Source organism: Lysinibacillus sp. YS11, assembly GCF_002896375.1.
Classification (GTDB): Bacteria; Bacillota; Bacilli; order Bacillales_A; family Planococcaceae; genus Lysinibacillus; species Lysinibacillus capsici.
On the sequence record NZ_CP026007.1, the window covers coordinates 912,398 to 927,067 of the forward strand.

17 protein-coding genes are annotated in these 14,670 nt (G+C 37.5%); 13 read left to right on the forward strand and 4 right to left on the reverse strand.

What is annotated here, in order from left to right:
* Positions 1 to 18: 18 nt before the first annotated feature.
* Positions 19 to 306, forward strand: coding sequence for a UPF0223 family protein (locus LBYS11_RS04170; RefSeq protein ID WP_054549842.1), 288 nt, complete (start codon positions 19 to 21; stop codon positions 304 to 306).
* A 103-nt stretch (positions 307 to 409) separates the two neighbouring features.
* Here the strand turns inward: LBYS11_RS04170 and LBYS11_RS04175 are convergent, their stop codons facing one another.
* Entirely contained in the window at positions 410 to 1,036 is a 627-nt protein-coding gene (locus tag LBYS11_RS04175) for a YktB family protein (RefSeq protein WP_048394721.1), read from the reverse strand.
* Positions 1,037 to 1,161: 125 nt separating this feature from the next.
* Here LBYS11_RS04175 and LBYS11_RS04180 point away from each other — a divergent pair, with 125 nt between their 5' ends.
* Both LBYS11_RS04180 and LBYS11_RS04185 read left to right on the forward strand, forming a co-directional pair.
* The gene (locus tag LBYS11_RS04180; protein WP_004224768.1) at positions 1,162 to 1,359 is read left to right on the forward strand and encodes a hypothetical protein; all 198 of its coding nucleotides are present in this window, start codon (positions 1,162 to 1,164) and stop codon (positions 1,357 to 1,359) included.
* Between the two features lie 212 nt (positions 1,360 to 1,571).
* Positions 1,572 to 2,366, forward strand: coding sequence for an inositol monophosphatase family protein (locus LBYS11_RS04185; RefSeq protein ID WP_004224769.1), 795 nt, complete (start codon positions 1,572 to 1,574; stop codon positions 2,364 to 2,366).
* A 42-nt stretch (positions 2,367 to 2,408) separates the two neighbouring features.
* Here LBYS11_RS04185 and LBYS11_RS04190 read toward each other — a convergent pair whose 3' ends face one another.
* Complete coding sequence (locus LBYS11_RS04190; protein ID WP_004224770.1) at positions 2,409 to 2,594, reverse strand: DUF5325 family protein; 186 nt, start codon at positions 2,592 to 2,594, stop codon at positions 2,409 to 2,411.
* A gap of 138 nt (positions 2,595 to 2,732) precedes the next feature.
* Between LBYS11_RS04190 and typA the strand changes: the two genes are divergently transcribed.
* From typA to LBYS11_RS04215, 5 genes are all read left to right on the forward strand, one after another.
* Positions 2,733 to 4,577: a translational GTPase TypA gene (gene typA, locus LBYS11_RS04195; protein ID WP_054549845.1), complete on the forward strand. Its 1,845-nt coding sequence runs from the start codon at positions 2,733 to 2,735 to the stop codon at positions 4,575 to 4,577.
* Positions 4,578 to 4,607: 30 nt separating this feature from the next.
* Positions 4,608 to 5,006, forward strand: a complete 399-nt coding sequence (locus tag LBYS11_RS04200) for a YlaH-like family protein (protein ID WP_004224772.1) — start codon at positions 4,608 to 4,610, stop codon at positions 5,004 to 5,006.
* A gap of 216 nt (positions 5,007 to 5,222) precedes the next feature.
* Positions 5,223 to 6,215 (forward strand): ABC transporter substrate-binding protein, encoded by a 993-nt coding sequence (locus LBYS11_RS04205; protein ID WP_048394717.1) that lies wholly within the window; start codon positions 5,223 to 5,225, stop codon positions 6,213 to 6,215.
* A gap of 1 nt (position 6,216) precedes the next feature.
* Positions 6,217 to 6,984 (forward strand): ABC transporter ATP-binding protein, encoded by a 768-nt coding sequence (locus LBYS11_RS04210; RefSeq protein ID WP_048394715.1) that lies wholly within the window; start codon positions 6,217 to 6,219, stop codon positions 6,982 to 6,984.
* Positions 6,977 to 7,771 carry an ABC transporter permease gene (locus LBYS11_RS04215; protein ID WP_081010995.1) on the forward strand — a complete coding sequence of 265 codons (795 nt, stop codon included), beginning with the start codon at positions 6,977 to 6,979 and terminating at the stop codon, positions 7,769 to 7,771. The genes LBYS11_RS04210 and LBYS11_RS04215 overlap by 8 nt, the downstream gene beginning before the upstream one ends.
* Positions 7,772 to 7,824: 53 nt before the next feature.
* On the opposite strand, the gene LBYS11_RS04220 is transcribed toward LBYS11_RS04215, so the two are convergent.
* Entirely contained in the window at positions 7,825 to 8,028 is a 204-nt protein-coding gene (locus LBYS11_RS04220) for a YlaI family protein (protein ID WP_048394712.1), read from the reverse strand.
* Between the two features lie 11 nt (positions 8,029 to 8,039).
* Positions 8,040 to 8,540, reverse strand: a complete 501-nt coding sequence (locus tag LBYS11_RS04225; RefSeq protein WP_048394710.1) for a molybdopterin-binding protein — start codon at positions 8,538 to 8,540, stop codon at positions 8,040 to 8,042.
* Between the two features lie 182 nt (positions 8,541 to 8,722).
* On the opposite strand from LBYS11_RS04225, the gene LBYS11_RS04230 reads away from it, so the two are divergent.
* The 5 genes from LBYS11_RS04230 to LBYS11_RS04250 all read left to right on the forward strand — a co-directional run bounded on the left by LBYS11_RS04230 (position 8,723) and on the right by LBYS11_RS04250 (position 14,631).
* Positions 8,723 to 9,004 (forward strand): Fpa/YlaN family protein, encoded by a 282-nt coding sequence (locus LBYS11_RS04230; RefSeq protein WP_004224778.1) that lies wholly within the window; start codon positions 8,723 to 8,725, stop codon positions 9,002 to 9,004.
* A 60-nt stretch (positions 9,005 to 9,064) separates the two neighbouring features.
* The gene (locus tag LBYS11_RS04235) at positions 9,065 to 10,246 is read left to right on the forward strand and encodes an FtsW/RodA/SpoVE family cell cycle protein (protein ID WP_048394707.1); all 1,182 of its coding nucleotides are present in this window, start codon (positions 9,065 to 9,067) and stop codon (positions 10,244 to 10,246) included.
* 12 nt (positions 10,247 to 10,258) lie between these two features.
* Positions 10,259 to 13,693: a pyruvate carboxylase gene (pyc, locus tag LBYS11_RS04240; protein ID WP_103117534.1), complete on the forward strand. Its 3,435-nt coding sequence runs from the start codon at positions 10,259 to 10,261 to the stop codon at positions 13,691 to 13,693.
* A gap of 136 nt (positions 13,694 to 13,829) precedes the next feature.
* Positions 13,830 to 14,450 (forward strand): TetR/AcrR family transcriptional regulator, encoded by a 621-nt coding sequence (locus LBYS11_RS04245; RefSeq protein ID WP_103117535.1) that lies wholly within the window; start codon positions 13,830 to 13,832, stop codon positions 14,448 to 14,450.
* Positions 14,443 to 14,631: a hypothetical protein gene (locus LBYS11_RS04250; RefSeq protein WP_004224783.1), complete on the forward strand. Its 189-nt coding sequence runs from the start codon at positions 14,443 to 14,445 to the stop codon at positions 14,629 to 14,631. The genes LBYS11_RS04245 and LBYS11_RS04250 overlap by 8 nt, the downstream gene beginning before the upstream one ends.
* Positions 14,632 to 14,670 lie beyond the last annotated feature (39 nt).

Sequence of the window (14,670 nt, forward strand, 5' to 3'; positions counted from 1 at the left end):
TAAAGGTGGTTTTGTCGAATGGAATACTCTTATCCGTTTTCAACTGATTGGTCCACAGAAGAGATTGTGGATGTTGTTCAATTCTTTGAGGGAATTGAGAAAGCTTATGAAAAAGGCATCAAGCGTGAAGTTATGCTAGCTAAATATCGACGCTTTAAAGAGATTGTTCCTTCCCAAGCAGAGGAAAAATCAATTTTTCGCGAATTTGAAGAGGCGAGTGGCTACATTAGCTATCCAGTTGTAAAACAAACAAAGGAAGCCGAAGATGGGATGATTATAAAAGTTACCCCAAGAAATGGCCATTAAAAAAAGTGGATGTGAGATCAACTCACATCCACTCTTTATTTTTTTGTGTTAAAAAACGACATATTGCATAAACTACATCAATAAAAAACTTTATAAGGTTAGCTTATTTTCCAACAATAATGTTGTAAAGAGGAAGTAAGCTGTTAAATGTGTCTTCTGTTAATTGATGTAATTCGCTTGCTGTTAGTTTGGTTGCTTGTTCTTTTGGAATATGACGGCCAATTAAAAACTCACCCTTTTTGACATCTCGTAGGCGAATAAGCATTTCTTCAAGCTTGTCTTCTTTTGCCACTTCGAGAGAAACAGCCTCAGGGGACATATGATCTCCTGACACGATAAAATCATCTGGAAGCTGCTCAATTAAAGATTTATGAGCTAGTAAACGCTCAGCCATAACATTTTTTTGAGGCGCTTCATAAATAATAGCTAAGACGATGAATAAATGTGTGTGCCATAGACCAATCTGAAAGTGAGGCAATGATTTATAACCTCTTTTATAAGGGGCGAAGGCAACCCAACTATCTTTTGGAGGGTTAACAGTTCTTCGAGCATGTTTAGCCACATGCGGGAAGAATTCTTCACCTAATTGGCTAGAGAAAAATGCAGAAAAATCTTCACCTAGCTGATTAAATTTTGGACGTACATGTAAATTTAAAGCATCCATTCTTTGTTCTAAACCGTCTATTGTAAAAACCTTAAAGTCTTTGTTTGTCCACTTTATTTTTGGCAATTTTATTTTACTCCTTTCGTTTTATAAGGTTTATTTTACGCTGAATTTGGGAAAAAATCTTATAACAAGAACTTTATCAAATGAGTAAAGTTTTTGTAAAAAAATTAAAAAAGGAAGTGTTTTTTATGAAACCATTCGTAAAAATTATACGTAAAGTTGACATTGAAAAGCAATATGAGCACATTTTACAATTAGAATTAGATTATGAATTAGCTTCACTTTTTGCAGCAATGAATGAAAAAAATGACATGGAAATTGAAAAAAGTAAAAAACGTCTGGCAGAAATTCAGATGGAACTTGAAAGTTTGCACGCCTATGCGTAATCAAAATCTAATACCCATTTAAAAAATCACTTGCTGAATATTCCGACAGCAGGTGATTTTTATTGTGACAAAGGGTAAAATAGAAATTATATCATAAGGTAGTACTAGGTTTTATATAGCAAAAGTTGTGAAGTAGTGGGAAAAGGCATCATAAACATACGAGAGCGATTAATATAAAAGGCCTTTTCTTATATTCGAAGGGTGGGTTATGAGTGGATTTACAACAAATTGATAAATTTGCAAAAGATATTATTTTTGAAGCTGGGCGACGTATTCGAGAGGCTTTTTCGTATAATCTAGTAATTGAGACAAAATCAGGTGCAAATGACCTCGTTACCAATATTGATCGAGAGACGGAGTTATTCTTTATTGAGCAAATTAAAGCTTTTGATCCAACCCATAAAATTCTAGGGGAAGAAGGAATGGGCGAACAGGTTAAATCACTAGATGGTGTAGTTTGGATTATTGATCCAATTGATGGAACGATGAATTTTGTTAAACAGCATCGCCATTTTATGATTTCAATCGGTATTTTTGTTAATGGCGTAGGAAAGTTAGGTTACATATTTGATGTCATGCGGGAGGATTTATTTAGTGCCATCGAGGGGCAAGGCGCATGGTATAATGATTCACCATTGCGTAAACTACAGTCTGTTACAATGGAGGAGTCTGTCATTGGCATAAATGCACATTGGGTCGCACCTAATCGACATATTCACCATGAAAAGGTGATAGATATGGTTCGTAAAGTTCGCGGTACACGGTCCTATGGCTCCGCAGCAATGGAAATTGCATTTGTTGTAAGTGGCAAATTAGATGCCTATGTCTCTATGCGTTTAGCACCATGGGATATCGCAGGAGGGACCATCATTGCTCAGGAAGTTGGAGCAGTTGCTACAAATCTACATGGTGAAGGCTTTGATTTCCTTCATCAGGATACATTTATTATTGCTAATCCCGCTATTCATAAAGAATTATTAGAAAAATATATAGTGCCATATGAATAAAAAGGAGCCGTCTATTTATTAGACAGCTCCTTTTTATGTTCTTTAAAGTAATCCTTGCGCACGTAGTTTACGCTTCATTTTAAAGGCTGTCATGAAAATGACACAAGTAGCCACAATACCAGCTATTACACCAAATACATTACTAGCTGCAACAGAGTAGCCGATAGAACACATTGCTAATACAGCTGCCAATGCATAGATGGCCATTACGATTTTTGCACGATTCATAGCCTAGCCTCCTATATAAAAAATTTGTCGATCAAATATATTTTTTAGAATGATGGAAATTCTAATAAGGACATTTCTATCCTTCTTGTGCTATAATATCACAGTTAAACATTCGAAAAAAGAATATGGAGTGGAATAATGACAAACTTACGTCAAGATCTTCGCAATATCGCAATTATCGCCCACGTTGACCATGGTAAAACTACTTTAGTCGACCAATTATTAAAACAATCAGGTACATTCCGTTCAAACGAACATGTTGAAGAACGTGCAATGGACTCTAATGATATTGAACGCGAACGTGGTATTACAATTTTAGCAAAAAATACTGCAGTAAACTATAACGGAACTCGTATTAACATCCTTGATACGCCTGGACACGCCGACTTCGGTGGTGAGGTAGAACGTATTTTAAAAATGGTAGATGGCGTTTTACTAGTTGTCGATGCGTATGAGGGTTGTATGCCGCAAACACGCTTTGTACTGAAAAAAGCGTTGGAACAAAAGTTAACACCGATTGTAGTTGTAAACAAAGTCGATAAAGATTCAGCTCGTCCTTTAGAAGTAGTAGATGAAGTATTAGAATTATTCATCGAGCTAGGCGCTGATGATGATCAATTAGATTTCCCTGTTGTGTATGCATCAGGTGTAAACGGTACAGCTTCTCTTGATGCTGATCCAGCAAAACAAGAAGAAAATATGCAATGTCTATTTGAAAAGGTAATTGAAGCAATTCCTGCACCAGTAGACAACTCAGCAGATCCATTACAATTCCAAGTGGCATTACTTGACTACAATGATTATGTTGGTCGTATTGGGATTGGACGCGTATTCCGCGGAACAATTGAAGTAGGACAACAAGTTGCTTTAATGAAGTTAGATGGGACTGTGAAACAATTCCGTGTAACGAAACTATTTGGTTTCTTTGGTTTAAAACGTGAAGAAATCCAATCAGCAAAAGCTGGTGACTTAATTGCTGTTTCAGGTATGGAAGACATCAACGTTGGGGAAACAGTATGTCCGGTGGAACATCAAGAAGCTTTAACACCATTACGTATAGACGAGCCAACATTACAAATGACTTTCTTAGTGAATAATTCACCGTTTGCAGGTCGTGAAGGGAAATGGGTAACTGCTCGTAAAGTAGAAGAGCGTTTACGTTCACAACTTCAAACGGACGTATCTCTACGTGTAGAAGATACAGATTCACCAGATGCATGGACGGTTTCTGGACGTGGTGAGCTACATTTATCAATTCTTATTGAAAATATGCGCCGTGAAGGCTTTGAACTACAAGTATCAAAACCTCAAGTTATCATTCGTGAAATTGATGGTGTAAAATGTGAACCATTTGAACGTGTACAAATTGATGTTCCAGAAGAAAATGTAGGTTCGGTTATTGAATCGATTGGTACGCGTAAAGGTGAAATGTTGGATATGGTGAACAATGGCAATGGCCAAGTACGTTTAACATTCCTTGTTCCTGCCCGTGGTTTAATTGGATATACAACAGAATTCATGTCTATGACGAAAGGTTTTGGTATCATTAACCATACATTCGATTGTTACCAACCATATATTCCAGGCCGTATTGGTGGACGTCACCAAGGTGTTCTTGTATCCATGGAAACTGGTAAATCGACAACTTATGGTATGATGCAAGTAGAGGACCGTGGTACACTATTTGTTGAGCCAGGTACTGAAATTTATGAAGGTATGATTGTTGGTGAAAATACACGTGATAATGATATCACTGTAAACATAACAAAAATGAAGCAAAAAACGAATGTTCGTTCTGCGACAAAAGATGCAACAAACGTTATTAAAAAGCCGCGTCTATTAACACTAGAAGAAGCATTAGAGTTCTTAAATGATGATGAGTATTTAGAAATCACTCCAGAATCTATTCGCCTTCGTAAACAAATTCTAGATAAAAATGAACGTGAAAGAATAGCGAAAAAACTAAAAAACGCTGAACAATAATTTTTTGCTTCCACGAAAGGAAGAGGAGTCTTGGATCTGAAGTCCGCTTTACTGGGTGAACTAAATGTTATTCAAGTTGCTGCACAGACAGGTACAGATGAAACAACACGAGTATATGGGAGAATGGCTGGTATCACTAGATTTTTATATGAAAATTTACCAAGCTATGAAATAGCAGGTTATGTTGTATTTCTTCTTGTATTTGTACTTTCTGCCATTGTCTATAAACTAGGCTTTGCCAAGAAATTAAAGTTATCTCAAAATATTATTATTTATGCGTTCCTATTTTTAGGTTGTATCATGCTTACATTCTTCGCCCTATTCTTACCAATGATTGAAGGTCTGATTGTAGCGGCCTTAATTCTAATTGTCTATAAAACAAGACTATGGCGTGAAAAAAGAGAAGAGCAACAAGCTACCAATCAATAACAATTACGTACTTTATAATAAGAACTTTTTATCTGTTATAAACAGTCTTAGCGGTTTTAATGCTAAGGCTGTTTTTTTTTGTATGTTTCCCTTGTAGTCAAGCTGAAGAAACACCCGCACTCTACACAAATTAAAAAATGATAGGCACCGAAATCTTCTTATGTGAATAAGTTAATGTCGATAGGCTTATTTTCAACACATCAAGGAGGAAAGGGAATGCGTTGGCTTACAAGAGGTTTATTATTAGGTGTCATTGCTTTGTTACTCCTTTCTTTGACGGCATGTAATAAAGCAGAGCTAGAAAAAGTCAAAGTAGGAGAAGTAACTCGTTCGATTTTCTATGCGCCTCAATATGTAGCACTTGAGAAAGGTTTCTTCGAGGAGGAGGGTCTTTCTGTTGAGCTACAAACGATTGCAGGTGGCGATAAAACGATGACGGCGTTACTGTCAGATGGAATTGATATAGCTTTAGTTGGGTCGGAGACGTCTATTTATGTCACTTTACAAGGTGCAAATGATCCCATTCAAAATTTTGCACAGTTAACACAAACGGATGGTACCTTTTTAGTGGCAAGAGATAAGATAGATAATTTTTCGTGGGATCAATTGAAGGGCTCAACGTTTTTGGGGCAACGTAAAGGTGGAATGCCACAAATGGCAGGTGAATTCGTGCTGAAAAAACATGGCATCGACCCTGTAAATGATTTAACGCTCATTCAAAATATTGATTTTGCCAACATTGCTACTGCTTTTGCATCAGGTACTGGTGACTATGTTCAATTATTTGAACCTACTGCGAGTGTCTTTGAGAAAGAAGGAAAAGGTTATATTGTAGCTTCGTTTGGAACGGAGTCTGGTAATCTTCCTTACACGTCCTTTATGGCTAAAAGTAGTTATTTAAAGGATGAAGCTTCAACTGTTCAAGCCTTTACAAATGCATTGAAACGAGCACAGGATTTTGTGCAAAATGAAAGTGCTGCTGAAGTAGCAAAAATTATTCAACCGTATTTTGAAAATGTGGATATAGAGATAATTGAAACGGTAATTGAGCGATATAAAGCACAAGGCTCTTATGCTACTGACCCAATCCTTGATGAAGGAGAGTGGGATAACTTGCAAACAATTATGGAGGAAGCAGGTGAACTTCCTCAACGAGTGGAGTATGAAAAACTTGTGAACACTACTTTTGCCAAAAAGGCTGCTGAGTAATATGGAATTTTTACAGCTGGAGAATATTCACCATAGTTATTTTTCAAGTACACAGGCAAAGGAAGTATTACGTGATATCAGTTTAGCCATTCATGAAGGAGAGTTTGTTTCGTTTATTGGGCCGAGTGGCTGCGGTAAAACCACATTATTATCAATTATTGCAGGATTATTCCCTGCCACTGAAGGCAATGTTTATATAGATGGTGAAAAGCTATCAGCAAGTAATCAATCAAGCATTGGCTATATGCTTCAGCAGGACTATTTATTTCCTTGGAAGACCATTGAAGAAAACGTCACAATCGGCTTGAAAATAATGGAGAAAAGTCATAAAACACATAAAGTAACGGCCAATGCGTTATTACAGGAAGTAGGATTACCGCATGTGGGGAACAATTACCCTCGAGAATTATCAGGAGGTATGCGGCAACGTGTGGCCCTTGCTCGTACCTTAGCTGTAAATCCTAAAATTTTATTATTAGATGAACCATTTTCAGCGTTAGATTATCAGTCGAAATTAAAGCTTGAGGATTTAGTGGTGGAAACATTAAAAACTTATAAAAAGACTGCTATTCTTGTGACACATGATATTGGTGAAGCAATCGCAATGAGTGAGCGCGTAGTTCTATTTTCTGCAAACCCAGGGGCAGTTCACAAAGTGTTTGAAATACCTAAAGCCCTTAATGAACTATCACCTTTTGATGTAAGACAGCATCCAGCCTATGCAGATATTTTCCAAACTATTTGGAAGGAGCTGGAGAGCCTTGGATAATACATTATTTAAGCAATATCAGCAATTGTTAAAAAAAGAAAAACGCTATGTTCGAATATATCAGCTTATTATTTTACTGCTATTCTTTGGTGGATGGGAGCTGCTTTCAAGATTAGAATGGATTGATCGGTTAATTTTTAGCTCGCCAACTCATGTATGGCATACATTTATTGAGAAAGTCATTGACGGTTCTTTAACATTGCATGTGAGTGTTACATTAATGGAGACCGTAATTGGCTTTTTAGCGGGGACTTTATTAGGAACATTGATAGCTGTTGTCTTGTGGTGGTCCCCGTTACTATCAAAAGTACTCGATCCCTATCTAGTAATTTTAAACGCGATGCCAAAAGTTGCACTTGGTCCGATTTTGATTGTTGCACTCGGCCCAGGTTATTTTTCTATCATAGCTATGGGTGCATTAATATCCATCATTATAACAACGATTGTTGTATATACGGCATTTAAAGGTGTCGATCCGAATTATAGTAAGGTTTTACAAACCTTTGGAGCGACAAGATGGCAAATCTTTCGTGAGGTCATTTTGCCAGCCTCATTTCCTACAATCATTTCGACCTTGAAAGTGAATGTTGGCTTATCATGGGTAGGGGTTATTGTAGGGGAATTTTTAGTAGCTTCAAAAGGACTTGGTTATTTAATTATCTATGGCTTCCAAGTATTTAATTTTAACCTTGTCCTTATGTCACTTCTGATCATTGCCTTTTTTGCTACCATTATGTATCAAGTTGTAGAATTAGTTGAAAAAACGATTATTAAAAATAATGGATAGTAAAAAAAGAGGTGTCTCAAAATAGAGGCACCTCTTTTTAATCTGTTCTTTAGTTAAAATTCTTTATCCATTTGGGGTGAAGTACGATAAAAACGGAAATTGCCTGTTTCCATTCGTGCTACAGTATTTTCCGAAATGCGATCATGACAAATATCGCACATATAAGTATGAATTGGTCGATTACGCAATTTTTTTGCTAAAGGTAAATTATCATCTAAATTATGAATCGTATCGCAAATAACGCATTTAACGCGCATTGCATTCCCTCCTATTCAGCGCGAATGGCTGATACGTTTTTAATAGGATTGTCAATATTTGAACCGTCTCTTAGTAATACATGGATGGGACCGTCTTCTAAAAGAGGCTTACCGTCTTGGCTATATTTTAAAATAAGTGTATAAGCTTCTTCAATTGTGAAAGGATATTCTTCGCCATCTTTGCAAGTTAAGACGATTTTTGTCGCTTCTGGTTTAATTTCAGCATTCTTCAAGAAATGACTTAATTCGATACCAAATGTACCTGTCTCCATTCCTTTACGGTCAAATTTCCTTTCTGATTTTAATGTAGGTGGGAAAGTTGCTCCTTCCATAATTTCACGTGACCAGTGTGCTCCTACTTCACGCATATATTTGACGTCAGCATCTTCCTCAACATTTTGAGTAGTGAAGTAAGTGTTTAAATCTAATTTACGATCATCGAAAATCCACACAGTAGGATCTAATGTTAGTTGGTATGTGACTGCACCTGTGATAGGAATTATTGTTTCCATAATAGAAATCCTCCTCAAATCTTGTATATCCATGACATAGTATAACGCTAATGCCTAGAGATAATAAAGAAATATAATTCGAATTCTCTATTTTCCAATGAAGACACTTGCATTTTTATCGACTAAAAGATAAACTTTATTAAGATAGAATCGAAGAAATATCAGATAATGGGGGCGTCCTCATGGATACGAAATCACAAACTTCTTTTCAAGAGAAGGCTTTGGAGCTATTAGTTGCTGATGCAGATAAGATTGCTCGCCTTATTCGAGTACAAATGGATCATTTAACAATGCCACAATGCCCTTTATATGAGGAAGTATTAGATACACAAATGTTCGGTCTATCACGTGAAATTGACTTTGCTGTGAAGCTTGGATTGATTGAACGTGAAAAAGGCAAAGAAATTCTCGATTCACTCGAGAAGGAACTTTCTGTACTACACGACGCGTATACAGACAAATAAAAAGAAAAACTCAAACGCTTCTTTGCGCTTTGAGTTTTTTTACTAGAACGAGGTTTTCCAATGAGACAATACTTAAAACGCTACGCACAAAATTTTGATTATCCCTTATTTTTTACGGTCCTATTATTAAGTTTATTTGGATTAATAATGATTTACAGTTCAAGTATGATGGTTGCTATTGTTCAAAAAGGTCAAGCACCTGATTATTTTTATCAAAAGCAAGTGACCAATTTAATGGTGGCATTTCTTGGCTTTATCATTACAGCATTTTTCCCATATAAACATTATGCGAATAAGAATATTATGTTATTGCTAACTGTTGTATTGGTTGTGTTATTTACATGGGTAAAAGTAGCAGGGAATGGGGCAGAAGAAGTAGGCTCTCAAAGTTGGATTGCTATCCCAGGTTTAGGGAATTTTCAACCTTCAGAGTATGCGAAACTATTTATAATTTTATATTTTGCAGCTGCTTTTTATCGAAAAGCGCAAAAATATACGTTTGAAAAGCTACAACCGACTGAAATTTTTTACCCAATTTTTCTATGGATTTTAGTGGTTGCTGGGGTAGCCTTTGAAACAGACTTAGGAGCAGTGATTATTCTATGTGGTATTGCTGTTTCAGTTGTAGCTTCAAGTGGTATTCCATTTAGAACATTTTGGAAATTTTTCGGTGTATTAGGTGCGTTTGGTACAGCTATTCTTGGTATTCTATGGATATTTAAGGGAGAGCTACTAACAGGAAATCGAAAAGGACGGATATTGTCTTACTTAAATCCGTTTGAATATGAGGATGGTAGTGGTCACCAAGTGGTGAATAGTTATTATGCCATTGGCGGAGGCGGCTTAGAGGGACGTGGTCTAGGTCAATCCATTCAAAAACTAGGATACTTGCCTGAACCACAAACAGATTTTATTATGGCAATCATAATGGAAGAGTTAGGGATATGGGGCGTTTTGATTGTCTTATGTGGCTTGGGATTTATTGTATATAAAGGTTTTTCTATTGCATTGCGGACAAAAGATCCATTGGCACGCATGATTGCGGCTGGTATTGCGAGCTGGATAGGCTGGCAATCATTTATTAATCTTGGGGGTGTAACCGGGTTAATCCCGTTAACCGGTGTAACGTTACCTTTTATAAGCTATGGCGGTACATCTATAATCATTCTATCTTTAGCGATGGGAATATTGATCAATGTTTCTATGTTTGAAAAGGTAGAGAGGAAAAAAACACAATCATAAAGGGGGATACCTATGGAATCAATCAACAAAATTCTCGTAGCCAATCGAGGAGAAATTGCAATTCGTATTTTCCGTGCTTGTACGGAGCTGAATATCCAAACTGTTGCCATCTATTCAAGAGAAGATAGTGGTGCTTTTCATCGCTTTAAAGCAGATGAAGCTTATTTAGTGGGAGCTGGCAAGAAACCAATCGATGCTTATTTAGATATTGAAGGTATTATTGCCATCGCAAAAGATGCAGATGTTGATGCGATTCATCCAGGGTATGGTTTTTTATCAGAAAACGTGGAATTTGCACGTCGCTGTGAGGAAGAGGGCATTGTCTTTATCGGACCAACTTCTCAGCATTTAGATATGTTTGGAGATAAGGTCAAAGCACGTTCTCAAGCCATTGCGGCTGAGATTCCTGTTATTCCTGGTACAGATGGCCCAGTAGCCGATCTAGCAGAGGTCGAGATGTTTGCTAGCAATTATGGCTATCCAGTTATGATTAAGGCAGCACTTGGCGGTGGTGGTCGAGGGATGCGTCTAGTCCATACGCCAGAGGATCTTGCTTCCTCCTATGAAAGAGCAAAATCTGAGGCAAAGGCTGCTTTTGGTTCCGATGAAGTATATGTAGAAAAAGCAATCATAAAACCAAAACACATTGAAGTACAAATTATTGGCGATAAGCATGGCAATATTGTGCATTTATATGAGCGTGATTGCTCAATTCAGCGTCGACATCAAAAAGTGGTAGAAATTGCGCCATCTCATTCGATTTCACAAGAGTTAAGAAATCGTATTTGCGATGCTGCTGTGAAATTAATGAAGAATGTCTCGTACATAAATGCAGGGACAGTGGAATTTTTAGTCGCAGGAGACGATTTTTATTTCATCGAGGTAAACCCTCGCATTCAAGTAGAACATACAATTACAGAAATGATTACAGGTGTTGATATCGTCCATGCCCAAATTAAGGTAGCGGCAGGCTATGGACTTCACAGTGAAGAAATTCATATGCCAAAGCAAGAAGATATGCCAATGATTGGCTATGCCATTCAAGCACGTGTGACAACAGAAGACCCTGCAAATGACTTTATGCCAGATACAGGAAAGTTAATGGTTTACCGTTCAAGTGGTGGTTTTGGCGTGCGATTAGATGCTGGGAATGGCTTCCAGGGTGCTGTCGTTACACCATACTATGACTCTTTGTTGGTGAAAATTTCTACTTCGGGTATGAACTTTAAAGAAGCTGCAGCGAAAATGGATCGTAATTTAAAAGAATTCCGTATTCGTGGCGTTAAAACGAATATTCCGTTTTTAAATAATGTGGTGACTCATGAAAAGTTTTTATCAGGGGCCTTTGATACTAGCTTTATTGATACAACACCAGAGCTTTTCGAGTTCCCTGTGCGTAAAGACCGTGGAACAAAGCTGTTAAGCTATATTGGGAATGTGACCTTAAATGGCTTCCCTGGTGTAGAGAAGAAGTCAAAACCTATCTTTGTCCAGCCAAACCAACCTAAAATTGATCCTTTAATTGTACCACCAGCAGGTACAAAGCAGATTTTAGATACACAGGGAGCAGATGGCTTAGTGCAGTGGATTTTAGCACAGGAAGACGTACTACTAACAGATACTACATTCCGCGATGCTCACCAATCCCTGCTTGCAACACGTGTTCGTTCACAGGATATGTATCAAATTGCAGATGCAACAGCTCGCATGATGCATCAGTTATTCTCGCTGGAAATGTGGGGCGGTGCAACATTCGATGTAGCATATCGCTTCTTAAAAGAAGATCCATGGGAGCGGCTAGCGAAACTGCGTGAGCAAGTGCCGAATGTGTTATTCCAGATGTTACTGCGTGGAGCTAATGCTGTTGGTTATACAAACTATCCTGACAATCTAATCCGAGAATTTATCGCTGAATCGGCTTCATCAGGAATTGATGTATTCCGTATTTTCGATAGCTTAAATTGGATTAAAGGCATGGAAGTAGCGATAGATGCTGTGCGTCAATCAGGAAAAATTGCTGAAGCAGCCATCTGTTATACGGGGGATATCCTCGATGACAGTCGTGCGAAATATTCAGTGCAATACTATAAGGATATGGCGAAAGAGCTTGAAGCAGCTGGTGCCCATATTTTAGCGATTAAAGATATGGCTGGTTTATTGAAACCGGAAGCGGCGTACCGTTTAATTTCCGAGTTAAAAGAGACGACAAGTCTGCCAATCCACTTGCATACACATGATACTAGTGGCAATGGAATTTACTTATATGCTAAAGCGATAGAAGCAGGTGTTGATATTATTGATACAGCTCTTGGATCTATGGCAGGTCTAACATCTCAACCAAGTGCAAACTCCTTGTACTATGCAATGAAGGGCGGCAAACGTGAGGTACGAGCGGATATTGATGCATTAGAAAAATTATCGTACTACTGGGAAGATGTTCGTAAATACTATAAAGATTTTGAAAGTGGCATGATCAGCCCGCATTCTGAGATTTACGTACATGAGATGCCTGGTGGTCAGTATAGTAACTTACAGCAACAAGCAAAAGCTGTAGGGCTTGGTGATCGATGGGAAGAAGTGAAACGCATGTATTCCCGTGTAAATCTACTATTTGGTGATATTGTTAAAGTTACACCATCCTCCAAGGTAGTGGGTGATATGGCTTTATTTATGGTGCAAAATGATCTAGACGAAAATACAGTCTTAACAAGAGGGAAAACGATTGACTTCCCAGATTCTGTGATTGAATTCTTCCAAGGTTATCTTGGGCAGCCACATGGCGGGTTCCCAGAGGCATTACAACAAGTAGTGTTAAAAGATCGAGAAGCAATTACAGTTCGTCCAGGAGAATTATTAGAGCCTATTCAATTTGATCAATTAGAGGCTGTTCTAGAGGAAAAGTTAAATCGCCCAGTTACGAAAAAAGATGTACTGGCTTATGCACTTTATCCAAAAGTCTTTGAGGAATATGCGAAAACAGCAGAATCCTTTGGTAATATTTCAGTTCTTGACACACCGACATTCTTATATGGCTTAAAGCTTGGTGAAATTATTGAGGTCGAAATTGAAAAAGGTAAAACATTGATTATTAAACTCGTTTCAATCGGGGAACCACAACACAATGGAACACGTGTCCTTTACTTTGAGCTCAATGGCCAATCGCGTGAATTGGTGATTCAAGATATGACTGTTGAGGTTGATGGCAATTTAGCATTAAAAGCCGATCCAAGCAATCCAAACCAAATCGGTGCTACAATGCCAGGTACTGTGTTGAAAGTTGTTGTTTCTAAAGGTAGTCCTGTTAAACGTGGTGATCACCTGTTAATTACAGAAGCCATGAAAATGGAAACAACTGTCCAAGCACCTAAAGACGGCATTGTAAAAGAGGTATATGCAAGTGCAGGAGATGCCATTTCAACAGGGGATCTATTAATTGAAATTGAATAAATAGTCATGAAAAAAAGGTTATTAGATGCTTTTATTAGTATCTACATAACCTTTTTTATTGTGTTTAAGCGATAAATCATATAAAATCTGATTACTTAATCAGGAAAATGTTTATTCAATCAATCAGGAGAATTCTATGGATAACAATAAAAATACCTTTATTCAGGAAGCAAGAAAGCAGCAAATTATTGAAGCTACGATAGCGACACTTGATGATATAGGCTATGTAAAGGCGAGTTTAGCACAAATCGCTAAACGTGCTTCTATTAGCACAGCATTAATTTCTTATCACTTTGTAGATCGACAAGATTTAATCAATCAAAGTCTGCAAGCACTAATTGAGCAATCCACAACTTTCATTTTGACAAAAACATATACTGCCAGTGACCCTGTCACACAATTAGCAAACTTCATAGAGGCAAGCATTGCTTATCAAGCGACACACCCAAAAGAAAATGCAGCATTATTAGAAATTGTCTTCAACACTCGGACTGCGCATGACACCCCTTACTATAAACTGCCAGATGGAGAGGAAGACCCACTATTGACGGCATTATGCAATATTTTGGAAGATGGTAAAAAACAGGGGACATTTAGTGTTCGCTCTGTCAATGTAATGGCAAAAGTAATTCAAGGAGCGATTGGTGAATACATGCTTATAGGGGGACCGCTTGCTATTGCGGCAGAGGATTACAGTCTCGAAGTAACAAATATTATATGGACAGCAATGAAAGTAGAGGGGCCAAAAAATGCTTAGAGCGCTATTTAACTGGATGTTAGTCATTGGTTTAATTTTATTAGGAGGCCGTCTCGTAACGCTAATTTGTCGATATTTCGACATTCCTTTTACAACATTTTTTAAAGATTATGCACTGGTATCCATGATTATTTTAATTGTTGGAATTATAGGGACTGAAGCTATGAAGAAACAAAAATAGTCATAGAAAAAAGATTCGACACATCTTTGGTGGCGAATC

Coding starts and splice junctions, on each gene's coding strand:
- LBYS11_RS04210 (WP_048394715.1), top strand. CDS start 6,217: ATGGAATTTTTACAGCTGGAGAATATTCACCATAGTTATTTTTCAAGT.
- LBYS11_RS04220 (WP_048394712.1), bottom strand. CDS start 8,028: ATGCGCGTTAAATGCGTTATTTGCGATACGATTCATAATTTAGATGAT.
- typA (WP_054549845.1), top strand. CDS start 2,733: ATGACAAACTTACGTCAAGATCTTCGCAATATCGCAATTATCGCCCAC.
- LBYS11_RS04235 (WP_048394707.1), top strand. CDS start 9,065: ATGAGACAATACTTAAAACGCTACGCACAAAATTTTGATTATCCCTTA.
- LBYS11_RS04225 (WP_048394710.1), bottom strand. CDS start 8,540: ATGGAAACAATAATTCCTATCACAGGTGCAGTCACATACCAACTAACA.
- LBYS11_RS04205 (WP_048394717.1), top strand. CDS start 5,223: ATGCGTTGGCTTACAAGAGGTTTATTATTAGGTGTCATTGCTTTGTTA.
- LBYS11_RS04250 (WP_004224783.1), top strand. CDS start 14,443: ATGCTTAGAGCGCTATTTAACTGGATGTTAGTCATTGGTTTAATTTTA.
- LBYS11_RS04245 (WP_103117535.1), top strand. CDS start 13,830: ATGGATAACAATAAAAATACCTTTATTCAGGAAGCAAGAAAGCAGCAA.
- LBYS11_RS04230 (WP_004224778.1), top strand. CDS start 8,723: ATGGATACGAAATCACAAACTTCTTTTCAAGAGAAGGCTTTGGAGCTA.
- LBYS11_RS04170 (WP_054549842.1), top strand. CDS start 19: ATGGAATACTCTTATCCGTTTTCAACTGATTGGTCCACAGAAGAGATT.
- LBYS11_RS04180 (WP_004224768.1), top strand. CDS start 1,162: ATGAAACCATTCGTAAAAATTATACGTAAAGTTGACATTGAAAAGCAA.
- LBYS11_RS04190 (WP_004224770.1), bottom strand. CDS start 2,594: ATGAATCGTGCAAAAATCGTAATGGCCATCTATGCATTGGCAGCTGTA.
- pyc (WP_103117534.1), top strand. CDS start 10,259: ATGGAATCAATCAACAAAATTCTCGTAGCCAATCGAGGAGAAATTGCA.